This is a genomic window from Mariniflexile sp. HNIBRBA6329 (genome assembly GCF_043558645.1).
Classification (GTDB): Bacteria; Bacteroidota; Bacteroidia; order Flavobacteriales; family Flavobacteriaceae; genus Mariniflexile.
In genome coordinates this window covers 150,967-172,063 of sequence record NZ_JBIFXS010000005.1, presented here as the reverse complement: position 1 = coordinate 172,063, position 21,097 = coordinate 150,967, and the positions used below count along the sequence as shown (strand labels likewise).

General features: G+C 34.4%; 16 protein-coding genes. 8 read left to right on the top strand and 8 right to left on the bottom strand.

Annotation, left to right across the window (positions count from 1 at the left end; all coding sequences use genetic code 11):
- Positions 1–116: 116 nt before the first annotated feature.
- Both ACGK9U_RS08780 and ACGK9U_RS08775 read right to left on the bottom strand, forming a co-directional pair.
- The gene (locus ACGK9U_RS08780; RefSeq protein WP_394465996.1) at positions 117–2,606 is read right to left on the bottom strand and encodes a T9SS type A sorting domain-containing protein; all 2,490 of its coding nucleotides are present in this window, start codon (positions 2,604–2,606) and stop codon (positions 117–119) included.
- Positions 2,607–2,955: 349 nt separating this feature from the next.
- Positions 2,956–3,846, bottom strand: a complete 891-nt coding sequence (locus tag ACGK9U_RS08775; RefSeq protein ID WP_394465995.1) for a dihydrofolate reductase — start codon at positions 3,844–3,846, stop codon at positions 2,956–2,958.
- Between the two features lie 301 nt (positions 3,847–4,147).
- Here ACGK9U_RS08775 and ACGK9U_RS08770 point away from each other — a divergent pair, with 301 nt between their 5' ends.
- Entirely contained in the window at positions 4,148–4,444 is a 297-nt protein-coding gene (locus ACGK9U_RS08770) for an isoamylase early set domain-containing protein (RefSeq protein ID WP_394465994.1), read from the top strand.
- Between the two features lie 56 nt (positions 4,445–4,500).
- On the opposite strand, the gene ACGK9U_RS08765 is transcribed toward ACGK9U_RS08770, so the two are convergent.
- From ACGK9U_RS08765 to ACGK9U_RS08740, 6 genes are all read right to left on the bottom strand, one after another.
- Entirely contained in the window at positions 4,501–4,992 is a 492-nt protein-coding gene (locus ACGK9U_RS08765; RefSeq protein WP_394465993.1) for an energy transducer TonB, read from the bottom strand.
- A 5-nt stretch (positions 4,993–4,997) separates the two neighbouring features.
- Positions 4,998–5,822: a thymidylate synthase gene (locus tag ACGK9U_RS08760; RefSeq protein ID WP_394465992.1), complete on the bottom strand. Its 825-nt coding sequence runs from the start codon at positions 5,820–5,822 to the stop codon at positions 4,998–5,000.
- A 161-nt stretch (positions 5,823–5,983) separates the two neighbouring features.
- Complete coding sequence (locus ACGK9U_RS08755) at positions 5,984–7,519, bottom strand: NupC/NupG family nucleoside CNT transporter (protein WP_394465991.1); 1,536 nt, start codon at positions 7,517–7,519, stop codon at positions 5,984–5,986.
- Between the two features lie 23 nt (positions 7,520–7,542).
- Positions 7,543–8,166, bottom strand: a complete 624-nt coding sequence (locus ACGK9U_RS08750) for a bifunctional nuclease domain-containing protein (RefSeq protein WP_394465990.1) — start codon at positions 8,164–8,166, stop codon at positions 7,543–7,545.
- 120 nt (positions 8,167–8,286) lie between these two features.
- A complete protein-coding gene (locus tag ACGK9U_RS08745; RefSeq protein WP_394465989.1) occupies positions 8,287–9,246 on the bottom strand; it encodes an electron transfer flavoprotein subunit alpha/FixB family protein in 960 nt (319 codons plus the stop codon).
- Between the two features lie 91 nt (positions 9,247–9,337).
- Positions 9,338–10,084, bottom strand: a complete 747-nt coding sequence (locus tag ACGK9U_RS08740; protein ID WP_394465988.1) for an electron transfer flavoprotein subunit beta/FixA family protein — start codon at positions 10,082–10,084, stop codon at positions 9,338–9,340.
- Between the two features lie 158 nt (positions 10,085–10,242).
- Between ACGK9U_RS08740 and ACGK9U_RS08735 the strand changes: the two genes are divergently transcribed.
- From ACGK9U_RS08735 to ACGK9U_RS08705, 7 genes are all read left to right on the top strand, one after another.
- Positions 10,243–11,220 carry a pyruvate dehydrogenase complex E1 component subunit beta gene (locus ACGK9U_RS08735; protein ID WP_394465987.1) on the top strand — a complete coding sequence of 326 codons (978 nt, stop codon included), beginning with the start codon at positions 10,243–10,245 and terminating at the stop codon, positions 11,218–11,220.
- A 63-nt stretch (positions 11,221–11,283) separates the two neighbouring features.
- The gene (locus ACGK9U_RS08730; RefSeq protein ID WP_394465986.1) at positions 11,284–13,788 is read left to right on the top strand and encodes a DUF5686 family protein; all 2,505 of its coding nucleotides are present in this window, start codon (positions 11,284–11,286) and stop codon (positions 13,786–13,788) included.
- A 140-nt stretch (positions 13,789–13,928) separates the two neighbouring features.
- Positions 13,929–14,330, top strand: a complete 402-nt coding sequence (locus tag ACGK9U_RS08725) for a hypothetical protein (protein ID WP_394465985.1) — start codon at positions 13,929–13,931, stop codon at positions 14,328–14,330.
- A gap of 111 nt (positions 14,331–14,441) precedes the next feature.
- Positions 14,442–15,527, top strand: a complete 1,086-nt coding sequence (locus ACGK9U_RS08720) for an efflux RND transporter periplasmic adaptor subunit (RefSeq protein WP_394465984.1) — start codon at positions 14,442–14,444, stop codon at positions 15,525–15,527.
- Between the two features lie 25 nt (positions 15,528–15,552).
- Positions 15,553–18,783 (top strand): efflux RND transporter permease subunit, encoded by a 3,231-nt coding sequence (locus tag ACGK9U_RS08715; protein WP_394465983.1) that lies wholly within the window; start codon positions 15,553–15,555, stop codon positions 18,781–18,783.
- Positions 18,776–20,227, top strand: coding sequence for a TolC family protein (locus ACGK9U_RS08710; RefSeq protein WP_394465982.1), 1,452 nt, complete (start codon positions 18,776–18,778; stop codon positions 20,225–20,227). Before ACGK9U_RS08715 ends, ACGK9U_RS08710 begins: the two co-directional genes overlap by 8 nt.
- A 212-nt stretch (positions 20,228–20,439) precedes the next feature.
- Entirely contained in the window at positions 20,440–20,967 is a 528-nt protein-coding gene (locus ACGK9U_RS08705; RefSeq protein WP_394465981.1) for an inorganic diphosphatase, read from the top strand.
- The last annotated feature ends 130 nt before the right edge of the window (positions 20,968–21,097 follow it).

The window sequence follows — 21,097 nt, the reverse complement described above, 5'->3', positions numbered from 1 at the left end:
TTTTTTAAAATTAATTAAAATATGAATAGCAATAAGTTTATATTCTGTTATTGCCTATGTTATAAACCAAAAAGGCTTCCAACATAGGAAGCCTTTTAGTGCTATTAATCAAATAATTATTTTTTAATAATTATTTGTTTGTGTACACCTTCGTTAGTGTATACGTTTAGTAAGTAGCTACCAGTACTTAGGCTACTAATATCAACAGATTTTGAATCACTTTTAATGCTTTTCACTAAAGTGCCTACCATGCTGTAAATTTTTATTTCTTCAATTTTGGCTCGAGTTTCAATTTGAAACGTACTTGCAACTGGGTTAGGATAAAGTTTTAGTTTTAAAATTTCAGTATTTTTATCTAAGCCCAGTGTTGTGTAAACCGTTTTTATGTAAAAAAGATTCGTAGTATTATTTTTAGTAATTGAATGTGCTCCTGCAGGAATATTTGGAATTGTAACAATACCTGCTGATGCCGTATAATCTACATTGTCAAGCTTTATTTTTCCTGTAAAATCTGCATCAAAAACTAGTGTTAAACTAGAAACTGCTGTAGTTGTATAAGTGATAGATGTTGCAGATTCAATTTTTAAACGTCTAGTTAAAGTTAACCCATCATAATTTTGCGTTCCGTTAGTTGAGTTCATGTTTCCAGAAATAGTATAAAAAGTACTTGTTTTTTCTGATATAGTAAAGTTGTGAATTAAATCTCCAGTAGGAGCAGAACCTACCGTTATTGTTCCAGATTCTGATACCGGTGTGCCTGAAGCACCGGAAGTAGTAACTGTATAATTAATTTCTGCAGTAGGTGTTCCAGAAATGGTAACTGTTTTTGATGGTATATCTTTAACAAAACTAATTCCAGAAGCAGGTAAACCCGTAACAGTAACATCTGTTGCATCGCCACCCCAGGTAAATACAATACTATTTATAGCATTACCTTCAGTTACGTTCTGGTCTTTACTTCCAGAAGTAAGCACTAAAGTTTGGCTACTTGGCGGTTCGTTTATACCTTGTACACAAACTAAGTTAGTACTGTAAGAAGTAAGTGCTGATTTTAATGCTGTATTTACATTTGAAGAAGCATCATCAACAGCATTGTTGAATGTCCAAGAGAAATCGCCACCATTTAGTCTTCCAGAATATTGCATTACGTTTGTTTTAGCATCTTCAGGAGAATCTGGTGCATAGGCATACCATAACACGCCGTTGGTGTCAAAATTATTATAAGTGTTACCACCAACTTTAGAAGTGATAGTGTTTGGAACCGTTTCATTTCTAGTTGCAGTAACAACAGCATCAAATTCTACTGTAGAGGTTGTAGGGCCATCAGCTCCATATGGGTCAAATCGTGTTGCACCTAATATGGTGTTTCCAAATGCCTTAATGCTTCCACCATCTTCACCCGAAAAGGTTGGAAAACCATAGAAAATATCAGTGCCTTGTAATGAGGTCAGCATCGGATATTTACAGTTTCTAAAATAGTTGTTTTCTACGAATACTGAAGATCCTAAGGTTGAACCTACACCATATTTTGAATTTCCGTCGTAATAATTGTTGTATACGTGCGCAGTATAATAGCGCACACGTGGATGACGAGAATCGGAATGGTCATACCAGTTATGGTGGTAAGTAATTAATAAATCAGGATCACCTTGCGTTTCACTAAGTCCAAGAAGATTAGATTTTCCAGAATCCCAAAAGTGATTATATGAAAATGTTACATGTGTAGAACGTTTACAATCTAAAGCACCATCGCCTTTAGCTTGATCGGCATCACCTCCAGCATCGCCATAAAAGAAGTCTACATTATGTACCCATATATGATCGTTATCTTGTTGTAAACCAATATTATCTCCTTCACCACTATTACAGTTCATGGTGCCAATATTTCTTATTTCAATATTAGAAGCATTTTTAATTCGAATACCCCAACCATCGGCTACAGCATCATCGCCAACACCTTCAAGAGTAATGTGGCTGTTTGCATTTTGCTTGTTTTCAATTACAACATCACCATTGAGTAAATAAGAAGGGTCTGTAATTTGACCAATTAAACGAACTATTAAAGGGCGTGTGTCGTTACCTTTTTTGAAACCATCTAAAATAGTTTGAAGCCCGATACAAGGATTTGCATTAGCACCTGTAACATTTAGTTCTATTGTGTTTTTTGTGTCTTCAGTAATGTATAAAATTACAGCACCAGTCATTACTGTACCATCAAGGTTATACGCGCCAGCTATTCTGTTGTTTGAAAAAGCAAATCCAGCTCTATCATGTGGGATTACTGTAATAGAAGATGTTGTACTTGCATTTCCTTCAACACCACTAATTACAGGTACAACAGATAGTGTGTAAGTGCCTGCCTTTAAGCCTAATACATCTGCTCTATAGGTGTTGTTATTGTAGCATCTTATTAATTGTGTATCAATTTTTTTGTTAGTAATGCCTTCACCTGTGTAGTACACATTATAGCTTTCGGCTTCTGCAATTGGTTGCCATTTTACGTAAGCAGATTCAAACCAACCGCCAGATTCATTAATTGTTACTGTTTGCGACCATACTTGAACTGAGGCAAGCAAGATGATCATACAAAGTAATAGTTTTTTCATGATTTTAATTTAAGTATTAATATAGTTTTAGTTGATCGATTATAATTAATTAATGAAATTCACACTAAATTGTAATCGATTGCACGAAAGTATATTTTTTTTTAATTCAAACAATTTTTTTAACATAAAATCGATGAAAAACATTTAAAAAAACAATAATAGACTGATTATGTATGTTTTTGCATACAAAATGTAATTTTAAATAAGAGCTTCCAATATAAAAAGATAAACACTGTTTTTAATGTTTTAATTATTGATTTTCAAACACTTATAAATAGGGTTTCGTCTTCTTAACTGTGAAGGAGGTTTAAATTGCAATTTGATATGAAATCATAAATAGGATATGATTTTAGGATCTTTCATAGGTTAAAAACGTAAAATCAAATTCATTTTTGTCATCTTTTTTATGAAAAACTGAATTTGTTTCTTTCCAAATGGAGGTATCTACTTTTGGGAAAAAGGTGTCGGCTGGAAAAGATGCATGAACGCGAGTTAATTCAATTTTATTGGCAACTAAAATGGCCTGTTTGTAAATTTCACCACCACCAATTACATATGGTTGAGGGTCGCTTGCACTCGCTTTAATAGCGTCTTCTAAAGTATGCACCACTATAACGCCTTCAGGAACTTGATAGTTTGAATTTCTGGTAATAACTACATGTGTTCTATTGGGTAGAGGTTTGGGGAAACTTTCAAATGTTTTACGCCCCATAATAATATGGTGTCCGCTTGTAAGTGTTTTAAATCTTTTTAAATCATCACTTATATGCCAAATTAATTTATTGTGTTTGCCAATAGCGTCATTTTCGGCAGCAGCAACAATTATTGTAAGATTGGTTGTATGGTTAATCGCTTTTTTTTTTAGTAGTGATGTGTCTTCTGGTAATTCTTGTTTAAGTTTTTCAATACGCGCTTGTTGTTTGGCAACCAACTTGTTCAATTGTTGTTGTTCCCAAGCTTTACCCATAAATTTATGAGTGATGAATACATTAAACGCGTGGTATAAAAATAAAAACAACCAAAATAAAATAGCAAACACAAACCAATTGGTGTCTAGTGGTGTAAAGTTTTCACCAAAACCTAATCCTAAATTAAACAAGATTAAAAAAACAGAACCTATAAGGAAAACTACAAAATGAATGTATAAACGCTTTTTTTGTTTGATGCGCTTTTGTGCGTTTTGAATAAGCTCTAATTGGTCTTTATCTATTTGTGGGATGTCTTTCTTTTTGCCGAACATAATACTTGAAAATAATTTGTAAAGTTAATGCTTTTTAATGATTCATAATGATATATTTAGAATCTTCGATACCTTAAATTTTTGAAAATGTTTTTGTTATGAAGTGTCTGAAAATCAACCACAAATAAAAAATTCGCGTTGATAATAATATAAATAACATGCTGCAATTATTGTTTACTTTAAATTTTTATGAAGTCATATTATTAAATTCATAATTCTTTGTTGTTTAATAGATTAAAAGACTAAGTCTCAGAAATTCTTTTATAAATTTGCGGTATAAAACAACACAAAAAATAAAATTATGGCTATTACGAAACAATATTTAAAAAGCAAACCCGTATGCAAAGTAACTTTTTCTATACTAGCAGAAGATGCTAAAAAAGTATCTGTTGTAGGAAGTTTTAATGAATGGAATGCTAAAGCTACCCCACTTAAAAAATTAAAAAATGGTACTTTTAAAGGTACTGTAGATTTAGATCAAGACAACTCATATGAGTTTAAATACTTAGTAGATGATGCATTTGTAAATGATGATGCTGCTGATGCTTATGTATGGAATGATTTTGCTTCTGCTGATAACAGCGTAGTAAATGTTTAGTTAAATCCTTAAATTAAACAAAAAAGTGCTTTCATTAGAAGGCACTTTTTTTGTTTTTATTTTCGTGGTTTTGCTACTTTTTTAGGGTTTACAACATTAAATATTATAGGTAATGAATATGGAACAGTTACAGGATTACCTCTCTGGTAAGCAGGTTTGTCCATTTTGGGCAGCAATTTAATAACTCTAATAGCTTCTTCCTCTAAAACAGGATGTGGTGCTTTTCCTATTACATCAACGATATTACCTTCTCTATTTATTTTAAAAATTACATTAATTCTAACTTTACCATCTGGAATGCCTAAACCATTAGAGATGCTTGTATTAAAGTTTTTTGCAATATGCTTATAGATAGAATTTGCCATGCAGTTTTTAAGTTCTATATTACTCATAGAATCGTCACAACCTTTATAAACTGGCACATGTTCTATAACTTCAAAAGAAGCAACTTTAGTGTTTTTATCAGTATTTAAACTGTCAATTTCTTGTTCTTGTGAAAATGATATGGCACTTAGTATTAATGCCAATAGAACAATTGTTTTTTTCATAATTATTAAATAGCAACAATACCTTTTATATGTGGATGCGGATTGTAATCTACCAAGGTGAAATCTTCAAAAGTAAAATCGAAAATGTCTTTTACTTTAGGGTTTAATATCATTTTTGGTAGCGGTCTAATATCTCTAGAAAGTTGTAATTCCAATTGTTCATAATGGTTGCTGTAAATATGCGCATCACCAAAAGTGTGAATAAATTCTCCAGCTTCATAGCCACAAACTTGTGCCACCATCATAGTGAATAAAGCATAAGACGCTATATTGAAAGGAACACCTAGAAAGATATCGGCACTACGTTGGTATAATTGACAAGATAATTTTCCTTCAGCAACATAAAATTGAAAAAAAGCATGGCAAGGAGGCAATGCGGCTTTACCATTGGCAACGTTTTCGCTAAAGCTTTTTGAAGTATCGGGTAATACCGAAGGGTTCCAAGCAGAAACCAACATGCGTCTGCTATTCGGGTTGTTTTTTAGGGTATCAATAACTTCTTTAATTTGGTCAATGTCATCGCTATTCCAGTTACGCCATTGGTGTCCGTACACAGGGCCTAAATCACCATTTTCATCAGACCATTCATTCCAAATACGTACGCCGTTTTCAGTTAAATATTTAATATTGGTGTCGCCTTTTAGAAACCAAAGCAGCTCGTAAATTATCGATTTTAGATGTAGTTTTTTGGTGGTTACCATAGGAAAGCCTTCGCTTAAATCAAATCGCATTTGATAACCAAAAACACTTTTTGTGCCAGTGCCAGTACGGTCTCCTTTTTCATTTCCGTTCTCTAAAACGTGTTTTACTAAGTCGTGATATTGCTTCATGGATTTATTCCTGCGAAAGCAGGAATCTGTTTAAAGTTAAACTCAAATTAAAATGGAGTTAAAAATATAAAAAAAAAGCTTCTGTAGCAAGTGTCTATGTTTTATGAAATATCATAAAGTTATTAACTAAAATGGAAAAGACTTCTAGCTTCTTAAAATTTTTATCCAATAATCATACCAGCAATAGTAGCGGAAACTAAGGACGCAATACTACCGCCAATAAGTGCCTTCATGCCAAATTGAGATAAGGTTTTACGTTGCCCCGGTGCCAAGGAACCAATGCCACCTATTTGAATGCCTATAGATGCAAAATTTGCAAAACCACAAAGCATATAAGTAGCCATTACTATCGATTTTTGGTAATTTAAATGTAGAGCATTTGAAGCGTTTTTAAGCTCAACTAATTGCATATAGCCAATAAACTCACTTGCGGCCAATTTAATTCCGATTAGTTGCCCCATTAGCATTATATCTTCCTTAGCTACTCCAATAAGCCACATAAGTGGAGCGAAAATTGTTCCTAAAACTGATTCTAGCGAGAGGTTGCTATATGGGGTATTTGATGAAACCCACTCGTTAATTCCTCCAATACTTCCAAATTTAAGTAAGCCATAATTCACCATTGCTATAAAGGCAACAAAAACCAATAGCATTGCAGCAACATTAACAGCCAATTTTAAACCTTCTGTTGTACCATTTGCAATAGCATCAAGTATATTAGAGCCAATTTTATCCTGGGATACCTTTATCTCTGTATTGATTGGTTCTGTTTGTGGATATAAAATTTTTGAAATAACTATGGCACCTGGAGCAGCCATGACCGATGCTGCCAACAAGTGGCTTGCAAAAAATTCTCTTAAGGCTATGTCATCACCACCTAAAAATTTAATATAAACAGCCAAAACACCTCCAGCTACTGTAGCCATACCGCCAATCATCACTAAAAGTATTTCCGATTTGTTCATTTTTTCCAGATATGCTTTTATCATTAGCGGAGCTTCAGTTTGTCCTAAAAAAATGTTCCCAGCGACACTTAAACTTTCTGCGCCAGAAATCCCAAGTATTTTTGTTAATAACCAAGCTAATGATTTTACGACCTTTTGTATAATTCCTAAATAAAATAAAACTGACGTAAGAGCTGAAAAGAAAATAATTGTTGGTAAAATAGAAACAGCAAAATTTACCATTGGGCTTTCAATTGTCCCTGAAACAAATGAACTGAACAAAAAGTTTGTACCTGCTTCTGTAAATGTTAAAACTTTATTGAAAGTCTTTCCCAAATAATCAAAAAATAATTTAATGAATGCTATTTTTAAAACTCCTATTGCAATCAGTATTTGAAACGCTAAACCAATAGCAACAATTTTCCAATTAATGGCTTTTCGGTTGCTGCTAAATAAAAAAGCTATAAAAATTAAAGAAACCATACCTAAAGCTCCTCGCCACAGGCTGCTTATTGAAAAACCTTGACTTGGGATAATAGGTTTAGATTCTAAAGTGGCTGTTTCTTCTTCTTGTTCAGATATGTTGATTTTAGAGGCGGTGTCAACAATGTTGTTTTCTAAAGAAGGTGTATTTGTAACCTCATTTGAAGCAGTATCTTGAACGGTTATTTTATCTTTATCTTTGTCTTGTGCTGTGATTGGTGATGTAAATACTACTAAGATTAAAGCAATAGACAAAAATAATTTTTTCATAAAAAGCGGAGTGATAAAATAAGTTATTCTCTTTTTGAAATTTCATCTCGAATATGTGCGGCCTTTTCATAATCTTCATTGGCAACAGCTTCGTCTAATAATTTATGTAATTCTTGTAATGTTTTTCCTTTATAGCTTTCGCGGGGTGCATTTGGTTCTAGTTCATTAGCAATCAACTCGTCCATTAAAACGCTGTCTTGGGCATCATCGTCTTCATCCTCTTTTTTAGGGTTTACTTTTAAATAAATACCAGCTTTGTCAAGAATGTTTTTATAAGTAAAAATAGGTGCATCAAAACGTAACGCCAATGCAATAGCATCACTGGTTCTGGCATCTATAATTTCTTCAATTTTATCGCGTTCGCAAATTAAGCTAGAATAAAAAACACCATCAACCAATTTGTGAATAATGACTTGTTTTACAACAATATCAAATCGATCGGCAAAATTTTTAAATAAATCGTGTGTTAAAGGTCTAGGAGGTCGGATTTCTTTTTCTAAAGCAATAGCAATGGATTGAGCTTCAAAAGCGCCAATAACTATAGGTAATTTTCGGTCGCCATCTACTTCGTTTAAAATCAATGCGTAAGCGCCGTTTTGGGTTTGGCTATAGGATATTCCTTTAATATTTAATCTAACTAAACTCATAAATTTATAAAAACGCAAAGAACTGTTTAAATTAGGACTTTACCAACTGCAAAGGCAGATTTAAAAATATAATGCTAATTTAAGCAGTTCTTAAAACAATACAAGTTATAAAAAAATAATTTATTGCTGCGCTTTAAAGGCTTTTAATTTTTCAATAAGTTCTGGTACTACCGTAAAAGCATCACCAACAACACCATAATCGGCAGCTTTAAAGAAAGGTGCTTCAGGGTCGGTGTTAATTACAACTTTTACTTTGGAAGCATTAATACCCGCTAAGTGTTGAATAGCACCTGAAATACCAATGGCAATATATAAATTAGAAGCTACGGGTTTTCCTGTTTGCCCCACGTGTTCACCATGAGGTCTCCAACCTAAGTCTGAAACTGGTTTAGAACATGCTGTTGCAGCACCCAAAACAGAGGCTAATTCTTCAATCATCCCCCAGTTTTCTGGACCTTTTAATCCGCGACCTCCAGATACTACTATTTCGGCATCGGCAATACTTACTTTGTTGGAAGCTTTGTCAACCGATTCTACTTTAATGCCCAAATCTGAAATTGTAGGCGAAAAATCTTCCACGGAAGCGCTACCACTTTTTTCAACCAATCCAAACGAGTTATTTGAAACACCCACAATTTTAATATCTGTGTTTATGGTTAATGTTTCAAATGCTTTATTGGTAAAAGCAGGGCGTTTTACAGTAAAAGGTGATGTGCTTGAAGGTGCTTCTATAACATTGGAAGCGTAACCCGCATTTAAACCTACCGCTAAAAGTGGCGCTACATATTTACTGTTAGCGCTAGAACTTAAAACGACTACTTTTGTGCCTTCTTTTTCTGCGGCTTGTTGAATGGCTTCTGAATAACCTTTAGCATTAAAAGCGTCTAATTGTGGGTTTGAAACTTTTAAAACTTTATCAACGCCATAGTTTCCTAATTCAGAAACATCGTTAGCGTTTATTGTAATGGCTGTAACAGTAGTACCCAATTGGTTGGCAACAGCTTTGGCATATGAAGCCACTTCAAAAGCTATTTTTTTAAATTTTCCTTGTTCTGATTCTGTATATACTAAAACTGACATAATTTTTTCTTTTGTCATCCTGAACTTGTTTCAGGATCTCATTATTACTTTTTTATTCAACGTGGATTCCTGCTTCCGCAGGAATGACAAATTAAATAACCTTTGCTTCGTTGTGAAGTAAGTTTACCAACTCATCTAAATTGTCTGGTGACACTAATTTTACGGCGCCTTTTGGAGTTGGTTTTTCAAACTTAATAGACGATGTTTCGTTATTTGCGTCAATAGGATCTAAAACGGTTAGTGGTTTTTGGCGCGCCATCATGATTCCGCGCATGTTTGGAATACGTAAATCGCTTTCTTCTACCAAACCTTTTTGTCCGCCAATTACAAGTGGTAAAGACGTTGACAAGGTTTCCTTTCCACCATCAATTTCTCTTACAGCTTTTACATTGTTTCCGTCAACTTCTAAATTGATGCAGTTGTTTACGAAATTTGCGTTAATTAAGCCGGCAATCATGCCAGGAACCATGCCGCCGTTATAATCGATAGATTCACGACCTGCAATTACCAAATCGTAACCACCATCTTTAACAACGTGTGCTAATTGTTTTGCAACCGAAAAACCATCGGTAGCTACCGTATTTACTCGTATGGCAGCGTCAGCACCAATAGCCAAAGCTTTGCGTAAAGTAGGTTCGGTTTCTGCGCCTCCAATATTTACAACTGTAACATTGGCACCTTGTTTTTCTTTAAACCACATGGCACGTGTTAAGCCAAATTCGTCATTTGGATTAATTACAAATTGTACGCCATTGGTATCGAATCTTGTATTGCCTTCTGTAAAATTAATTTTAGATGTGGTGTCTGGAACATGACTAATGCACACTAATATTTTCATAATTATGATGTATTAAATAAGGATAAATTTATTGAGGTTACGAAGTTAATTATTTTATTTTGAATATTTATTATGCATGCATAATAAATTTTAAATAATTCTTTTAAAAAGGTAAGTCATTTATTGTTATTTTTGCAACTCGAATTAAAATATATTTAATGAAGACAATTCAATTTAGAGAAGCTATTTGCGAAGCTATGAGTGAAGAAATGCGCAGAGATGAAAGCATTTACTTGATGGGGGAAGAGGTAGCTGAATATAATGGTGCGTATAAAGCATCAAAAGGTATGTTAGATGAATTTGGTCCAAAACGTGTTATTGATACACCAATTGCTGAACTTGGTTTTGCCGGTATAGCTGTAGGATCTACCATGACAGGAAATAGACCAATAGTAGAGTACATGACCTTCAACTTTTCTCTTGTTGGTATTGACCAAATTATTAATAATGCTGCCAAAATCAGACAAATGTCTGGTGGGCAGTTTAAATGTCCGATTGTTTTCCGTGGCCCCACAGCCTCTGCAGGACAATTAGGAGCTACACACTCACAAGCTTTTGAAAGCTGGTTTGCAAATACACCAGGTTTAAAAGTGGTAGTGCCGTCAAATCCATACGATGCGAAAGGGTTGTTAAAAGCGGCTATTCGTGATGACGATCCAGTTATTTTTATGGAAAGCGAGCAAATGTATGGTGATAAAGGCGAAGTGCCAGAAGGCGAATATATTTTACCTTTAGGTGTTGCCGATATTAAGCGTGAAGGAACCGATGTTACTATTGTTTCTTTTGGGAAAATCATCAAAGAAGCTTACAAAGCGGCCGATGAATTGGAAAAAGAAGGTATTTCATGTGAAATTATCGATTTACGTACCGTACGTCCTTTAGATAAAGAAGCGGTTTTAAAATCGGTAAAGAAAACGAATAGATTGGTAATTTTAGAAGAGGCATGGCCATTTGGAAATGTATCTACGGAGATCACTTATTTCGTTCAAGCTGAAGCATTTGATTATTTAGATGCACCAATTGTAAGAATCAATACTGCAGATACACCTGCACCTTATTCGCCAGTTTTACTTGAAGAATGGCTGCCAAACAGCGATGAGGTTGTTAAGGCTGTTAAGAAAGTATTGTATAAATAAATAAACATTTTTTACGTTATATAAACTTCATTAGCATGATTGTTAATGAAGTTTTTTTGTATTATGAACCCAAAGCTACTACTTACATTTTTCTTCTTCGGCATCATTTCCACGTTCGCACAAACTAAAGTGAGTGGTTATGTGTTTGATGAATACAATCAACCCATTTCATTTGCCAACGTATTGTTTAAAGGCTCAACACAAGGTACTATTACCGACGAAAACGGTAAATTTTATATGGAATCTAGCCAAACATGGAATGTCCTAACAATTTCATTTTTAGGTTATGAAACTTTAGAAGTTCCTTTAACTAAAAAGGTGAATTACGAATTAAAATTCATACTTAAAGAAGCGGCATCAGAGTTAGGTCAGGTGTTTATTGTCGCAGGGAAACAATCAAAAAAGGACAATCCTGCTATTGATTTACTTCGAAAAATATGGGAACATAAGCGAAAAAATGGACTAAAGCACTTTAAACAATTCGAATACAATAAGTACGAAAAAGTAGAATTCGACATTAATACCATCGATAGTGCGCTTATAAAAAGCAAATTGTTTAGAGGTATGGAATTTGTTTTTAATGAAGTTGATACATCAAAGGTTACCGGAAAAACCTACTTACCTATATTTATTAATGAAGCTGTTTCAACAGTTTATGGAGATAACCTAATTAATAAAGAAAAAGAGGTGTTAAAAGGAAATAAAAATTCCGGATTTAGTGATAATCAAATCATTATAGATTTCGTTGACGATTTATATTCCGATTATGATGTTTACGATAATTACCTAAGGTTTTTTGATAAAAGTTTTGTGAGCCCGCTGTCAAGAACAGGCATAAACACCTATAATTATGTTTTAAAAGACAGTGCATATTTAGATAATAAGTGGTGCTACAATATTATTTATTACCCAAGACGTAAAAATGAACTGACTTTTAAAGGAGATTTTTGGGTGGCAGATACCACTTATGCTATTAAAGAAATAAAACTTCAAGCATCTAAAAGTGCCAATATCAACTGGGTAAAAGAAATTTATATTGAGCAGGAATTTGAGGTTTTAAACGATTCTATTTTTCTTGTGAAGCGCGATTATATGATGAGTGATTTTGCTTTCAATAAAAAAGAAAAATCTAGAGGCGTTTACGGAAAACGAACCACGCTATACGATAATTATAAGTTTGATATTGAAAAGGACAAAAAGTTTTACGAAACGGAAGTTTATAATTACGATAAAGATGTGTATGACCGAGACGATAATTTTTGGTCTGAAAACCGTTTGGAAGATTTAAATAAAGATGAAAAAGGCGTTTACAAAATGTTAGACACCTTAAAAACCGTAAAAAAATTCAAAAGGCTTTACAATTTAGGAAGCATTTTAGCATCGGGATATATTGAGTTTAATGAATTGCCACTTGATTATGGTCCTATTTTTTCAACTTTTGGGTTTAATGAAGTAGAAGGCATGCGATTGCGTGCAGGCGGACGTACTTACTTTGGAAAAAATGACCTGTGGCGTTTAGAAGGATTTTTGGCTTATGGATTTAGAGACGATAAATTCAAATACGGTATCTCAGGAAAATGGTTGATTGATAAAAAAAACCGATTGATTATTTCTGGAGGCAATAGGCGCGATGTAGAACAAACAGGTGCAAGTTTAACTACAAGTACCGATGTTTTAGGTAGAAGTTTAGCTTCGTCAGCAGTAGTGGGAACGGGAGCTAACGATAAATTAACGTCTATAAATTTAACCAGTTTAGCGTTTGAAATGGAGCCTTTGCGAAATCTGGTTTTCAGGTTGGGAGCCAATTACAGAACATTAGAATCGGCGTCGCCAACTTTTAGTTTAGATTATAATACGCCAACAGGGGTGGAGTCTGAAATCAAACAATACGAATCTACTTTTTCAGTATCGTATTTTCCAAAGCGAAAAATGACAGGTTTTGGTGTAGAACGATTAAATGCGAATGATGATTACGCAAGTGTTTTTGCTCAAGTAAGTCGAGGTGATAAATCGATTTTTAGTAGTGATTTTGATTATACAAAAGTTCAGTTTTCATATATACAACCTTTGCATGTGGGGGGCTTTGGGCGTTTAACAACCACTGTTGAAGCAGGCAAAACATTTGGCGAAGTACCTCTTGGGCTGTTAAGTGCTATTCCAGGTAACCAATCGTACTTCTCAATTTATAATACATTTTCTCAGTTAGATTTTTATGAATTTGTTTCCGATACTTATACCTCATTGCAATTGGAGCATAATTTTAACGGGCGTTTTTTCTCTAGAATTCCATTCTTAAGAAAATTAAACCTTCGTGAAATTGTAGGCATACGAGGTGTTTGGGGAGAGATTTCAGAAGGAAATATTGCACTGAACACTACCGAAAACCCTAATAGCATTCCTTTAATAGCACCAAGCGAAAAAATGTATTACGAATATAGCTTTGGTGTAGGCAACATTTTTAAAGTATTTAGAATAGACTTCAATTTTAGAGGCAATTATTTAGATGAAGTTCAAAACCCTAATGCACGTAAGTTTGGTATAACAGGCTCGTTTGGCTTTCATTTTTAGTTAAATAAAAGAAGTTAGATTGCTTAAATTGATTTTTTAAACTGTAAAAAATGAATTAACAACAAAAAATAACTGTTTAACAAATTTTTATGGCGAATTGGTTTGTTGAAATAGTCAAGTAATATAATTTTACCGCCTTTATGAAGAAGGTATTATATAAACATTTTCTTTTTTTAATATTCCTATGCTGTAGTGGGCTAGTTTCTGCGCGCACTATTTCCATAAGTCATGTTTCCAAATTTTCTTATCTAAAAAATCATGTACAGGTACTAGAAAGTAATACCGATACAGTTCAACAGGATTTAGAAATTTATACAGCATCAATTGAACGCCTATTAGAAATTAAAATAACGGAAGTTGAGATTGAAGAAAGCTTAAATTTTCATTCTAAAAAAACGATACCAAATACAGCTGCAATTCCTTTTTCAATTGCTTTACTGCAGCCATTTCATATTTATAAAAAAGACAGGTCGATTACAGGGTCTTTTAATTTTTACATTCCCAACAAGCGGTATATCACATACCAAGTATTCCGAATTTAGAATTTTATTTGTGTAGTTCTTAAACTACTCGTGTTACATGCCATCCTTTTAGCCAAAAAGGGATGCTTAACCTGTTTCTTTACCTAAAAACAAATAAAATTTATCATTATCATGAAAAGTAAAATGCTTTTAATAACGGGGCTTTGTGCCTTGTTTATATATACAAGTTGCGAATCAAAAAAAGAAAAAAAAGAAAAAGACGTCGCTTTTTTAATAACCAATCCCATAAAACTTGATACCACCATTACTAAAGATTATGTGTGCCAAATACATGCGATTAGGCATATAGAAGTTAGAGCTTTAGAAAAAGGCTACCTAAAAGAAATTTTTGTAGATGAAGGGCAGTTTGTTAAAAAAGGCCAAAAAATGTTCTACATTATGCCTAATATTTATCAAGCTGAATTACAAAAGGCCAAAGCAGAAGAACAAGCTGCAAACATAGAATACCAAAACACAAAACTATTATCCGATAGTAATGTGGTTTCCAAAAACGAATTAAGTATGGCACAAGCCAACTTAGAAAAAGCCAGGGCTGAAGTAGCTCTAGCACAAACGCACTTAGGCTTTACAGATATTAGAGCGCCTTTTGATGGGATTATGGATCATTTGGAAGCGCGCGAAGGGAGCTTGCTTGATGAGGGCGAACTGCTTACAACATTGTCTGATAACAGTAAAATGTGGGTGTATTTTAACGTGCCCGAATCGGAATATTTAGATTATATCATCAGTAAAAATAAAGAGGATTCCAAAAATGTGAGTCTGTTAATGGCGAATAACCAACCATTTCTTCATGATGGTATTGTAGAAACCATTGAAGGTGAATTTAATAATGAAACCGGAAATATTGCTTTTAGAGCCACCTTCCCAAATTCAGAAGGTATTTTAAGACATGGTGAAACAGGGAGCATTCTTATGAAAGTACCTTATAAAGAAGCTATTATCATTCCTCAAAAAGCCACTTTCGAAATTTTAGATAAAAAATACGTTTTTGTAATAGGTAATGATAACGTTGTTAAACAACGCGAAATTACCATTAAAGGCGAATTGCCTAATTTATTCATTATAGAAAAGGGGTTATCCGTAACCGATAAAGTGTTATTGGAAGGCATCCGAATGGTTAAAAACGGAGAAAGAATCCAAACCAAGTTTGAAAAGCCAGAATCGGTATTGCAACATCTAGATATGTACGCAGAGTAATCAAAAACCCCTTAATCTTAAAAAAATGTTTAGTAAATTTATACATAGACCGGTATTGGCTATCGTTGTATCGGTAATCATTGTTTTTACGGGTTTGCTAGCCTTAAAGCAATTACCCATTTCTCAATTTCCTGAAATATCACCAACCACGGTAAATATATTTATAGCCTATCCAGGCGCAAGTGCTGATGTATTGGTGAAATCAACGCTTATTCCTTTGGAAACCGCCATTAATGGTGTGGAAGGCATGCGTTACATCGCTTCCGATGCTACAAGTGCGGGTGAAGGAACCTTACGTATCATTTTTGAACCTGGTACAGACCCCAACCAAGCGGTGGTTAGGGTGAAAACGCGTGTAGACCAAGTAATGCCAAACCTTCCAGAATTAGTGCAGCGTGAAGGTGTTGTAATTACGCCCGTGCAACCAAGTATGCTTATGTATGTAAACTTGTACAGCAAGGCGAAAAATGACGATGAAAAATTCTTATACAACTACGCATACACCAAAATAGTACCCGAAATACAGCGTATTAAAGGTATTGCCAGTGCACAAATTTTAGGAAGCCGTAAGTACGCCATGCGTGTTTGGTTAAAGCCAGATAGAATGCGTGCTTATAATGTGTCGGCTGAAGAAGTGCTAAAAGCTATGGACGAACAAAGTGTTATTGCTCGACCTGGTAGATTGGGGCAAAGTTCTGGTAAAAAATCGCAGTCACTGGAGTATGTTTTGGTTTATAAAGGCCGGTATAATGAACCAGATGAATACAAAGAAATCATTATTAGAGCCAATGAAGAAGGCGAAACTTTAAGGCTGAAAGATGTTGCCGATGTAGAATTAGGAAGTGAGTTTTTCGATATTTATTCCAATTTAGATGGGCATCCTTCTGCATCCATCGTTTTGAAACAAACCTTTGGTAGTAATGGTAGTGATGTTATCAATGAAGTAAAGGCGAAGTTGGAAGAATTAAAAGCCGAATTACCACCAAATGTTGACTATAAAATTGGTTACGACGTATCAAACTTTTTAAATGCGTCCATTGAGCAGGTGCTTCATACGTTAAGAGACGCTTTTATACTTGTTGCCATTGTGGTATTTATATTTTTGGGCGATTGGCGTTCTACGCTTATACCAATTATTGCGGTGCCTGTATCGTTAATTGGGTCGTTCTTCATTATGCAAATATTCGGACTTTCGGTAAACTTAATTACTTTATTTGCATTAGTATTAGCTATTGGTATTGTGGTTGATAATGCCATTGTAATTGTAGAAGGGGTACACGTAAAAATGTCCGAAGACAACCTATCACCCTACAAAGCATCACAAGCAGTTTTAACAGAAATGGGTGGTGCTATTGTTGCTATTACTTTGGTTATGGTATCTGTATTCATTCCTATTTCGTTCATGACGGGGCCAGTTGGTGTTTTTTACAGACAGTTTTCAATCACCATGGCAGGTTCTATTATAATTTCGGCAGTTGTAGCACTTACGTTAACACCTGTTTTATGTGCAATTCTACTAAAAAATAATCATGGGCAACCAAAAAGGAAAACCCCAATTGATAAATTTATAGATTGGTTTAATCGCAAGTTTGATAAACTTACAGGGCGTTATGTTGACTTTTTGAAATTGATTGTAAACCGAAGAGTGATCACTTTCGGGATATTAATAGCGTTCTGTATTGGTATATTCTTTTCAAACCAAGTGTTGCCGGCAGGTTTTATTCCGGGTGAAGATCAAGGAATGGTTTACGCCATCATTCAAACACCTCCAGGTTCTACTTTAGAACGCACCAACGATGTGGCGCGTAAACTTCAAAAGCTATGTGAAGAAATTGAAGGTGTAGAGTCTGTATCCTCATTAGCGGGTTATGAAATCATGACCGAAGGTCGTGGTTCCAATGCAGGCACCTGTCTTATCAACCTGAAACCATGGTCTGAACGTGAGCATTCTGTGCATGAAATCATGGAAGAACTGGAAGAAGAAAGTAAAAATTTGGGCGCTGTTATAGAGTATTTCGAGCCACCAGCGGTTCCAGGTTTTGGGTCTTCGGGAGGATTCTCCATGCGTTTGCTAGATAAAACCAATTCAACCGATTATCATGAGTTTGAGAAAATAAACAACCATTTCTTGGATGCTTTAAAAAAGCGCAAAGAGTTAACAGGGGTGTTTACATTTTATGCTGCAAACTATCCACAGTATGAGTTGATTATAAATAATAAAGCAGCAATGCAAAAAGGTGTTTCTATTGGAAACGCTATGGAAAACTTAAACATTCTTATTGGTAGTACCTACGAACAAGGGTTCATTAAGTTCGATAGATTCTTCAAAGTATATACCCAAGCAGCACCGGAATATCGCAGACTTCCATCCGATTTAGAAAAGCTTTTTGTTAAAAATGAAGCAGGTGAAATGGTGCCTTATTCCGCATTTATGAAAGTTGAAAAACGATTGGGTCCTAACGAAATTACACGTTACAATTTGTATAATTCTGCTGCTATTTGTGGGTTGCCGGCTTCGGGTTATACCAGTGGCGATGCTATCAATGCGATAAAAGAAGTAGCTAAAGAAAATTTACCCTTAGGTTATGATATTGCTTGGGAAGGTTTGTCGTATGATGAAGCCTCTAGAGGGAATGAATCGTTATACATTTTTATTGTGGTATTAATTTTTGTGTACTTGGTACTTGCGGCACAATACGAAAGTTTCATGCTACCATTAGCGGTAATATTATCGTTGCCTGTGGGTATTTTTGGGTCGTTCATATTACTGCAGTTTATGGGACTTGCAAACGATGTGTATGCCCAAATTGGTATGATTATGTTGGTGGGACTTTTAGGTAAAAATGCGGTGTTGATTGTAGAGTTTGCAGTCCAGAAACACCGTGAAGGCGCTACCATACTTGAAGCATCTATTGAAGGTGCTAAAATGAGATTCCGCCCCATTTTAATGACGTCCTTTGCTTTTATAGCAGGTTTAATTCCGTTGGTGTTGGCTACTGGTGCAGGTGCTATTGGTAACAGAACTATTGGAGGTTCTGCATTAGGAGGGATGCTTATTGGTACGCTTGCAGGTGTTATCATCATTCCTGGTTTATACTACTTTTTTGCAACCATTTCTGATGGACGCGATTTAATTAAAAATGAACATAACGAACCAATGTCCGAAGAGTTGATGCGTATGAGCGAAAGTGAAAGTAAATTGAAGAAAATTAATAAGCTTCTTAAAAAACTATTAAAAAGAACTGAAAATGAATAATATAAAGAACATTGTACTGCCTAACAAAAAGTTATGGTTGGTTGGTATCATTATCATAGCCATACTTTACTCTTGTGTACCGACTATTCAAGTGGTTCAAGAAAACAAGGCGGTTCCCAATCAATTTGAAACGCAGTCTACAGATACTACAAATACAGCATCTGTAAAATGGAAAGATTATTTTACCGATCCGTATTTAAACGAATTGATAGAAACGGCATTAAAGAATAATCAAGAATTGAAAATCACGCTTCAGGAAGTGGAAATTGCCAGAAATGAAGTCAAGGCTAAAAAGGGCGAGTATTTGCCTTTTGTAGATTTTCAAGCTGGTGCTGAAACCGAAAAAGTTGGTAGATATACAAGTCAAGGAGCCAATGATGCCAATACGGAAATTGAACCAGGAAGAGAATTTCCTGAGCCTTTGCCTAACTACAATTTAGGACTTCAAGCAAGATGGGAATTGGATGTTTGGAAAAAACTGCGTAATGCTAAAAAAGCAACGTATCAGCGTTATATAGCTTCTGTTGAAGGTCGAAATTTTTTGGTTACAAACTTAATTGCTGAAATAGCAAATTCATATTACGAATTGCTAACGCTCGATAATCAATTGTCTATTGTAGAAGAAAATATAGATATTCAAAGTAATGCTTTAAAAATAGTGAATCTTCAAAAGCAAGCAGCACGTGTAACCGAGTTGGCAGTACAACGTTTTGAGGCTGAGGTGTTGCATACACAAAGTCTGCAATACTATATTAAACAGCAAATCACGGAAACCGAAAATAAAATTAATTTTTTAGTAGGAAGATTTCCGCAGCCCATTTTAAGAAGCTCAGCGTCTTTTTACAATTTAGTTCCAGAAAGTTTATCGGTAGGTGTTCCATCGCAATTATTGGAAAACCGACCCGATGTTAGGCAGGCGGAAATGGAATTGGAAGCTTCCAAGTTGGACGTAAAAGTTGCAAAAGCTAGCTTTTTTCCATCTTTAGGCATTTCGGCAGGAATTGGTTTAGAGGCTTTTAATTTGTCGAATCTAACAAAAACACCTGAATCTTTATTTTACTCGGTTGTTGGTGATATTGCAGGGCCATTAATCAATAGAAATGAAATAAAAGCATTGTATTTTAATGCAAATGCGAAACAATTACAAGCAGTTTATAATTATGAACGCACCGTGTTGAACGCTTATCTAGAGGTCGCTAATCAACTCTCAAATATTAGCAATCTTGAGAAAAGCTATAATTTGAAATCGCTTAAGGTTGATGCACTTACCCGTTCTATTGATATTTCTAACACGCTTTTTAAATCGGCAAGAGCAGATTATATGGAAGTTTTGCTAACACAACGCGATGCTTTAGAATCTAAATTTGAACTTGTTGAAACCAAAAAAGCACAAATGAATGCCGTGGTTAATATGTATCGAGCTTTAGGTGGTGGTTGGAATTAAAGGTTGGTTAATGAGGTAGTTATAAAAGTAAATCCTCACAAGTAATCGACCTTATGAGGATTTACTAATTTAAAACTAGGTTTCGCATTCATAAATAATGCTGAAAAATATTTGTTTTATCAGAAGAATTATTAACATAAAAACAACATTGTTTTTTGTTGCTTAACGCATAGGTGTTCAGTATCTTTGCGCGTATAATAAGAAATAAAAATATGAGTGAGAATACCCCATTAACTTTTGATGTATTGATAGAAATACCCAAAGGCAGTAGAAATAAATACGAATATGATTTCGCATTACATAAAATCCGTTTTGATCGAACTTTATTCTCATCTATGATGTATCCAGGTGATTATGGTTTTATTCCTGAAACTTTAGCCTTAGATAAAGATCCATTAGATGTACTTGTTTTAGGGATAGAGCCAACCTTTCCAATGGTTGTAATGGAGGTAAAACCGATTGGAGTTTTTTATATGACTGATGAAAAAGGTCCAGATGAAAAAATTATTTGTGTACCCGTTTCAGATCCTGTATGGAGTAATAGAGAAGATATTTCAGAGTTAAATCCGCATCGTCTTAAAGAAATTGAACACTTTTTCCAAGTTTATAAAGATTTAGAAGAAAAGAAAGTTGATGTTGGTGGTTGGGGAGATGCTAAAGAAGCTATTAGGATTTACCACGAATGTGTAAAGCGTTATGATGAAAGCGATCACAAGAAAAAAAGAACATTTACCATCTAAATTATTAGATTAATAATAAATCGAAAAAAAAATGAGCCATCTTTAATTTAAGGTGGTTTTTTTTATCACTTATATTTTCCTATTTTTAGCTCCGTTAAAAAAAATATTTAATCAATAACTAACTAAATTT

What these genes read in the sequence shown, in the direction of transcription:
- ACGK9U_RS08780 (WP_394465996.1), bottom strand. Translation starts at nt 2,606, where the DNA reads ATGAAAAAACTATTACTTTGTATGATCATCTTGCTTGCCTCAGTTCAA.
- ACGK9U_RS08725 (WP_394465985.1), top strand. Translation starts at nt 13,929, where the DNA reads ATGAAGAAGGTATTATATAAACATTTTCTTTTTTTAATATTCCTATGC.
- ACGK9U_RS08750 (WP_394465990.1), bottom strand. Translation starts at nt 8,166, where the DNA reads ATGAGTTTAGTTAGATTAAATATTAAAGGAATATCCTATAGCCAAACC.
- ACGK9U_RS08715 (WP_394465983.1), top strand. Translation starts at nt 15,553, where the DNA reads ATGTTTAGTAAATTTATACATAGACCGGTATTGGCTATCGTTGTATCG.
- ACGK9U_RS08760 (WP_394465992.1), bottom strand. Translation starts at nt 5,822, where the DNA reads ATGAAGCAATATCACGACTTAGTAAAACACGTTTTAGAGAACGGAAAT.
- ACGK9U_RS08745 (WP_394465989.1), bottom strand. Translation starts at nt 9,246, where the DNA reads ATGTCAGTTTTAGTATATACAGAATCAGAACAAGGAAAATTTAAAAAA.
- ACGK9U_RS08740 (WP_394465988.1), bottom strand. Translation starts at nt 10,084, where the DNA reads ATGAAAATATTAGTGTGCATTAGTCATGTTCCAGACACCACATCTAAA.
- ACGK9U_RS08755 (WP_394465991.1), bottom strand. Translation starts at nt 7,519, where the DNA reads ATGAAAAAATTATTTTTGTCTATTGCTTTAATCTTAGTAGTATTTACA.
- ACGK9U_RS08710 (WP_394465982.1), top strand. Translation starts at nt 18,776, where the DNA reads ATGAATAATATAAAGAACATTGTACTGCCTAACAAAAAGTTATGGTTG.
- ACGK9U_RS08705 (WP_394465981.1), top strand. Translation starts at nt 20,440, where the DNA reads ATGAGTGAGAATACCCCATTAACTTTTGATGTATTGATAGAAATACCC.
- ACGK9U_RS08730 (WP_394465986.1), top strand. Translation starts at nt 11,284, where the DNA reads ATGAACCCAAAGCTACTACTTACATTTTTCTTCTTCGGCATCATTTCC.
- ACGK9U_RS08765 (WP_394465993.1), bottom strand. Translation starts at nt 4,992, where the DNA reads ATGAAAAAAACAATTGTTCTATTGGCATTAATACTAAGTGCCATATCA.
- ACGK9U_RS08735 (WP_394465987.1), top strand. Translation starts at nt 10,243, where the DNA reads ATGAAGACAATTCAATTTAGAGAAGCTATTTGCGAAGCTATGAGTGAA.
- ACGK9U_RS08775 (WP_394465995.1), bottom strand. Translation starts at nt 3,846, where the DNA reads ATGTTCGGCAAAAAGAAAGACATCCCACAAATAGATAAAGACCAATTA.
- ACGK9U_RS08720 (WP_394465984.1), top strand. Translation starts at nt 14,442, where the DNA reads ATGAAAAGTAAAATGCTTTTAATAACGGGGCTTTGTGCCTTGTTTATA.
- ACGK9U_RS08770 (WP_394465994.1), top strand. Translation starts at nt 4,148, where the DNA reads ATGGCTATTACGAAACAATATTTAAAAAGCAAACCCGTATGCAAAGTA.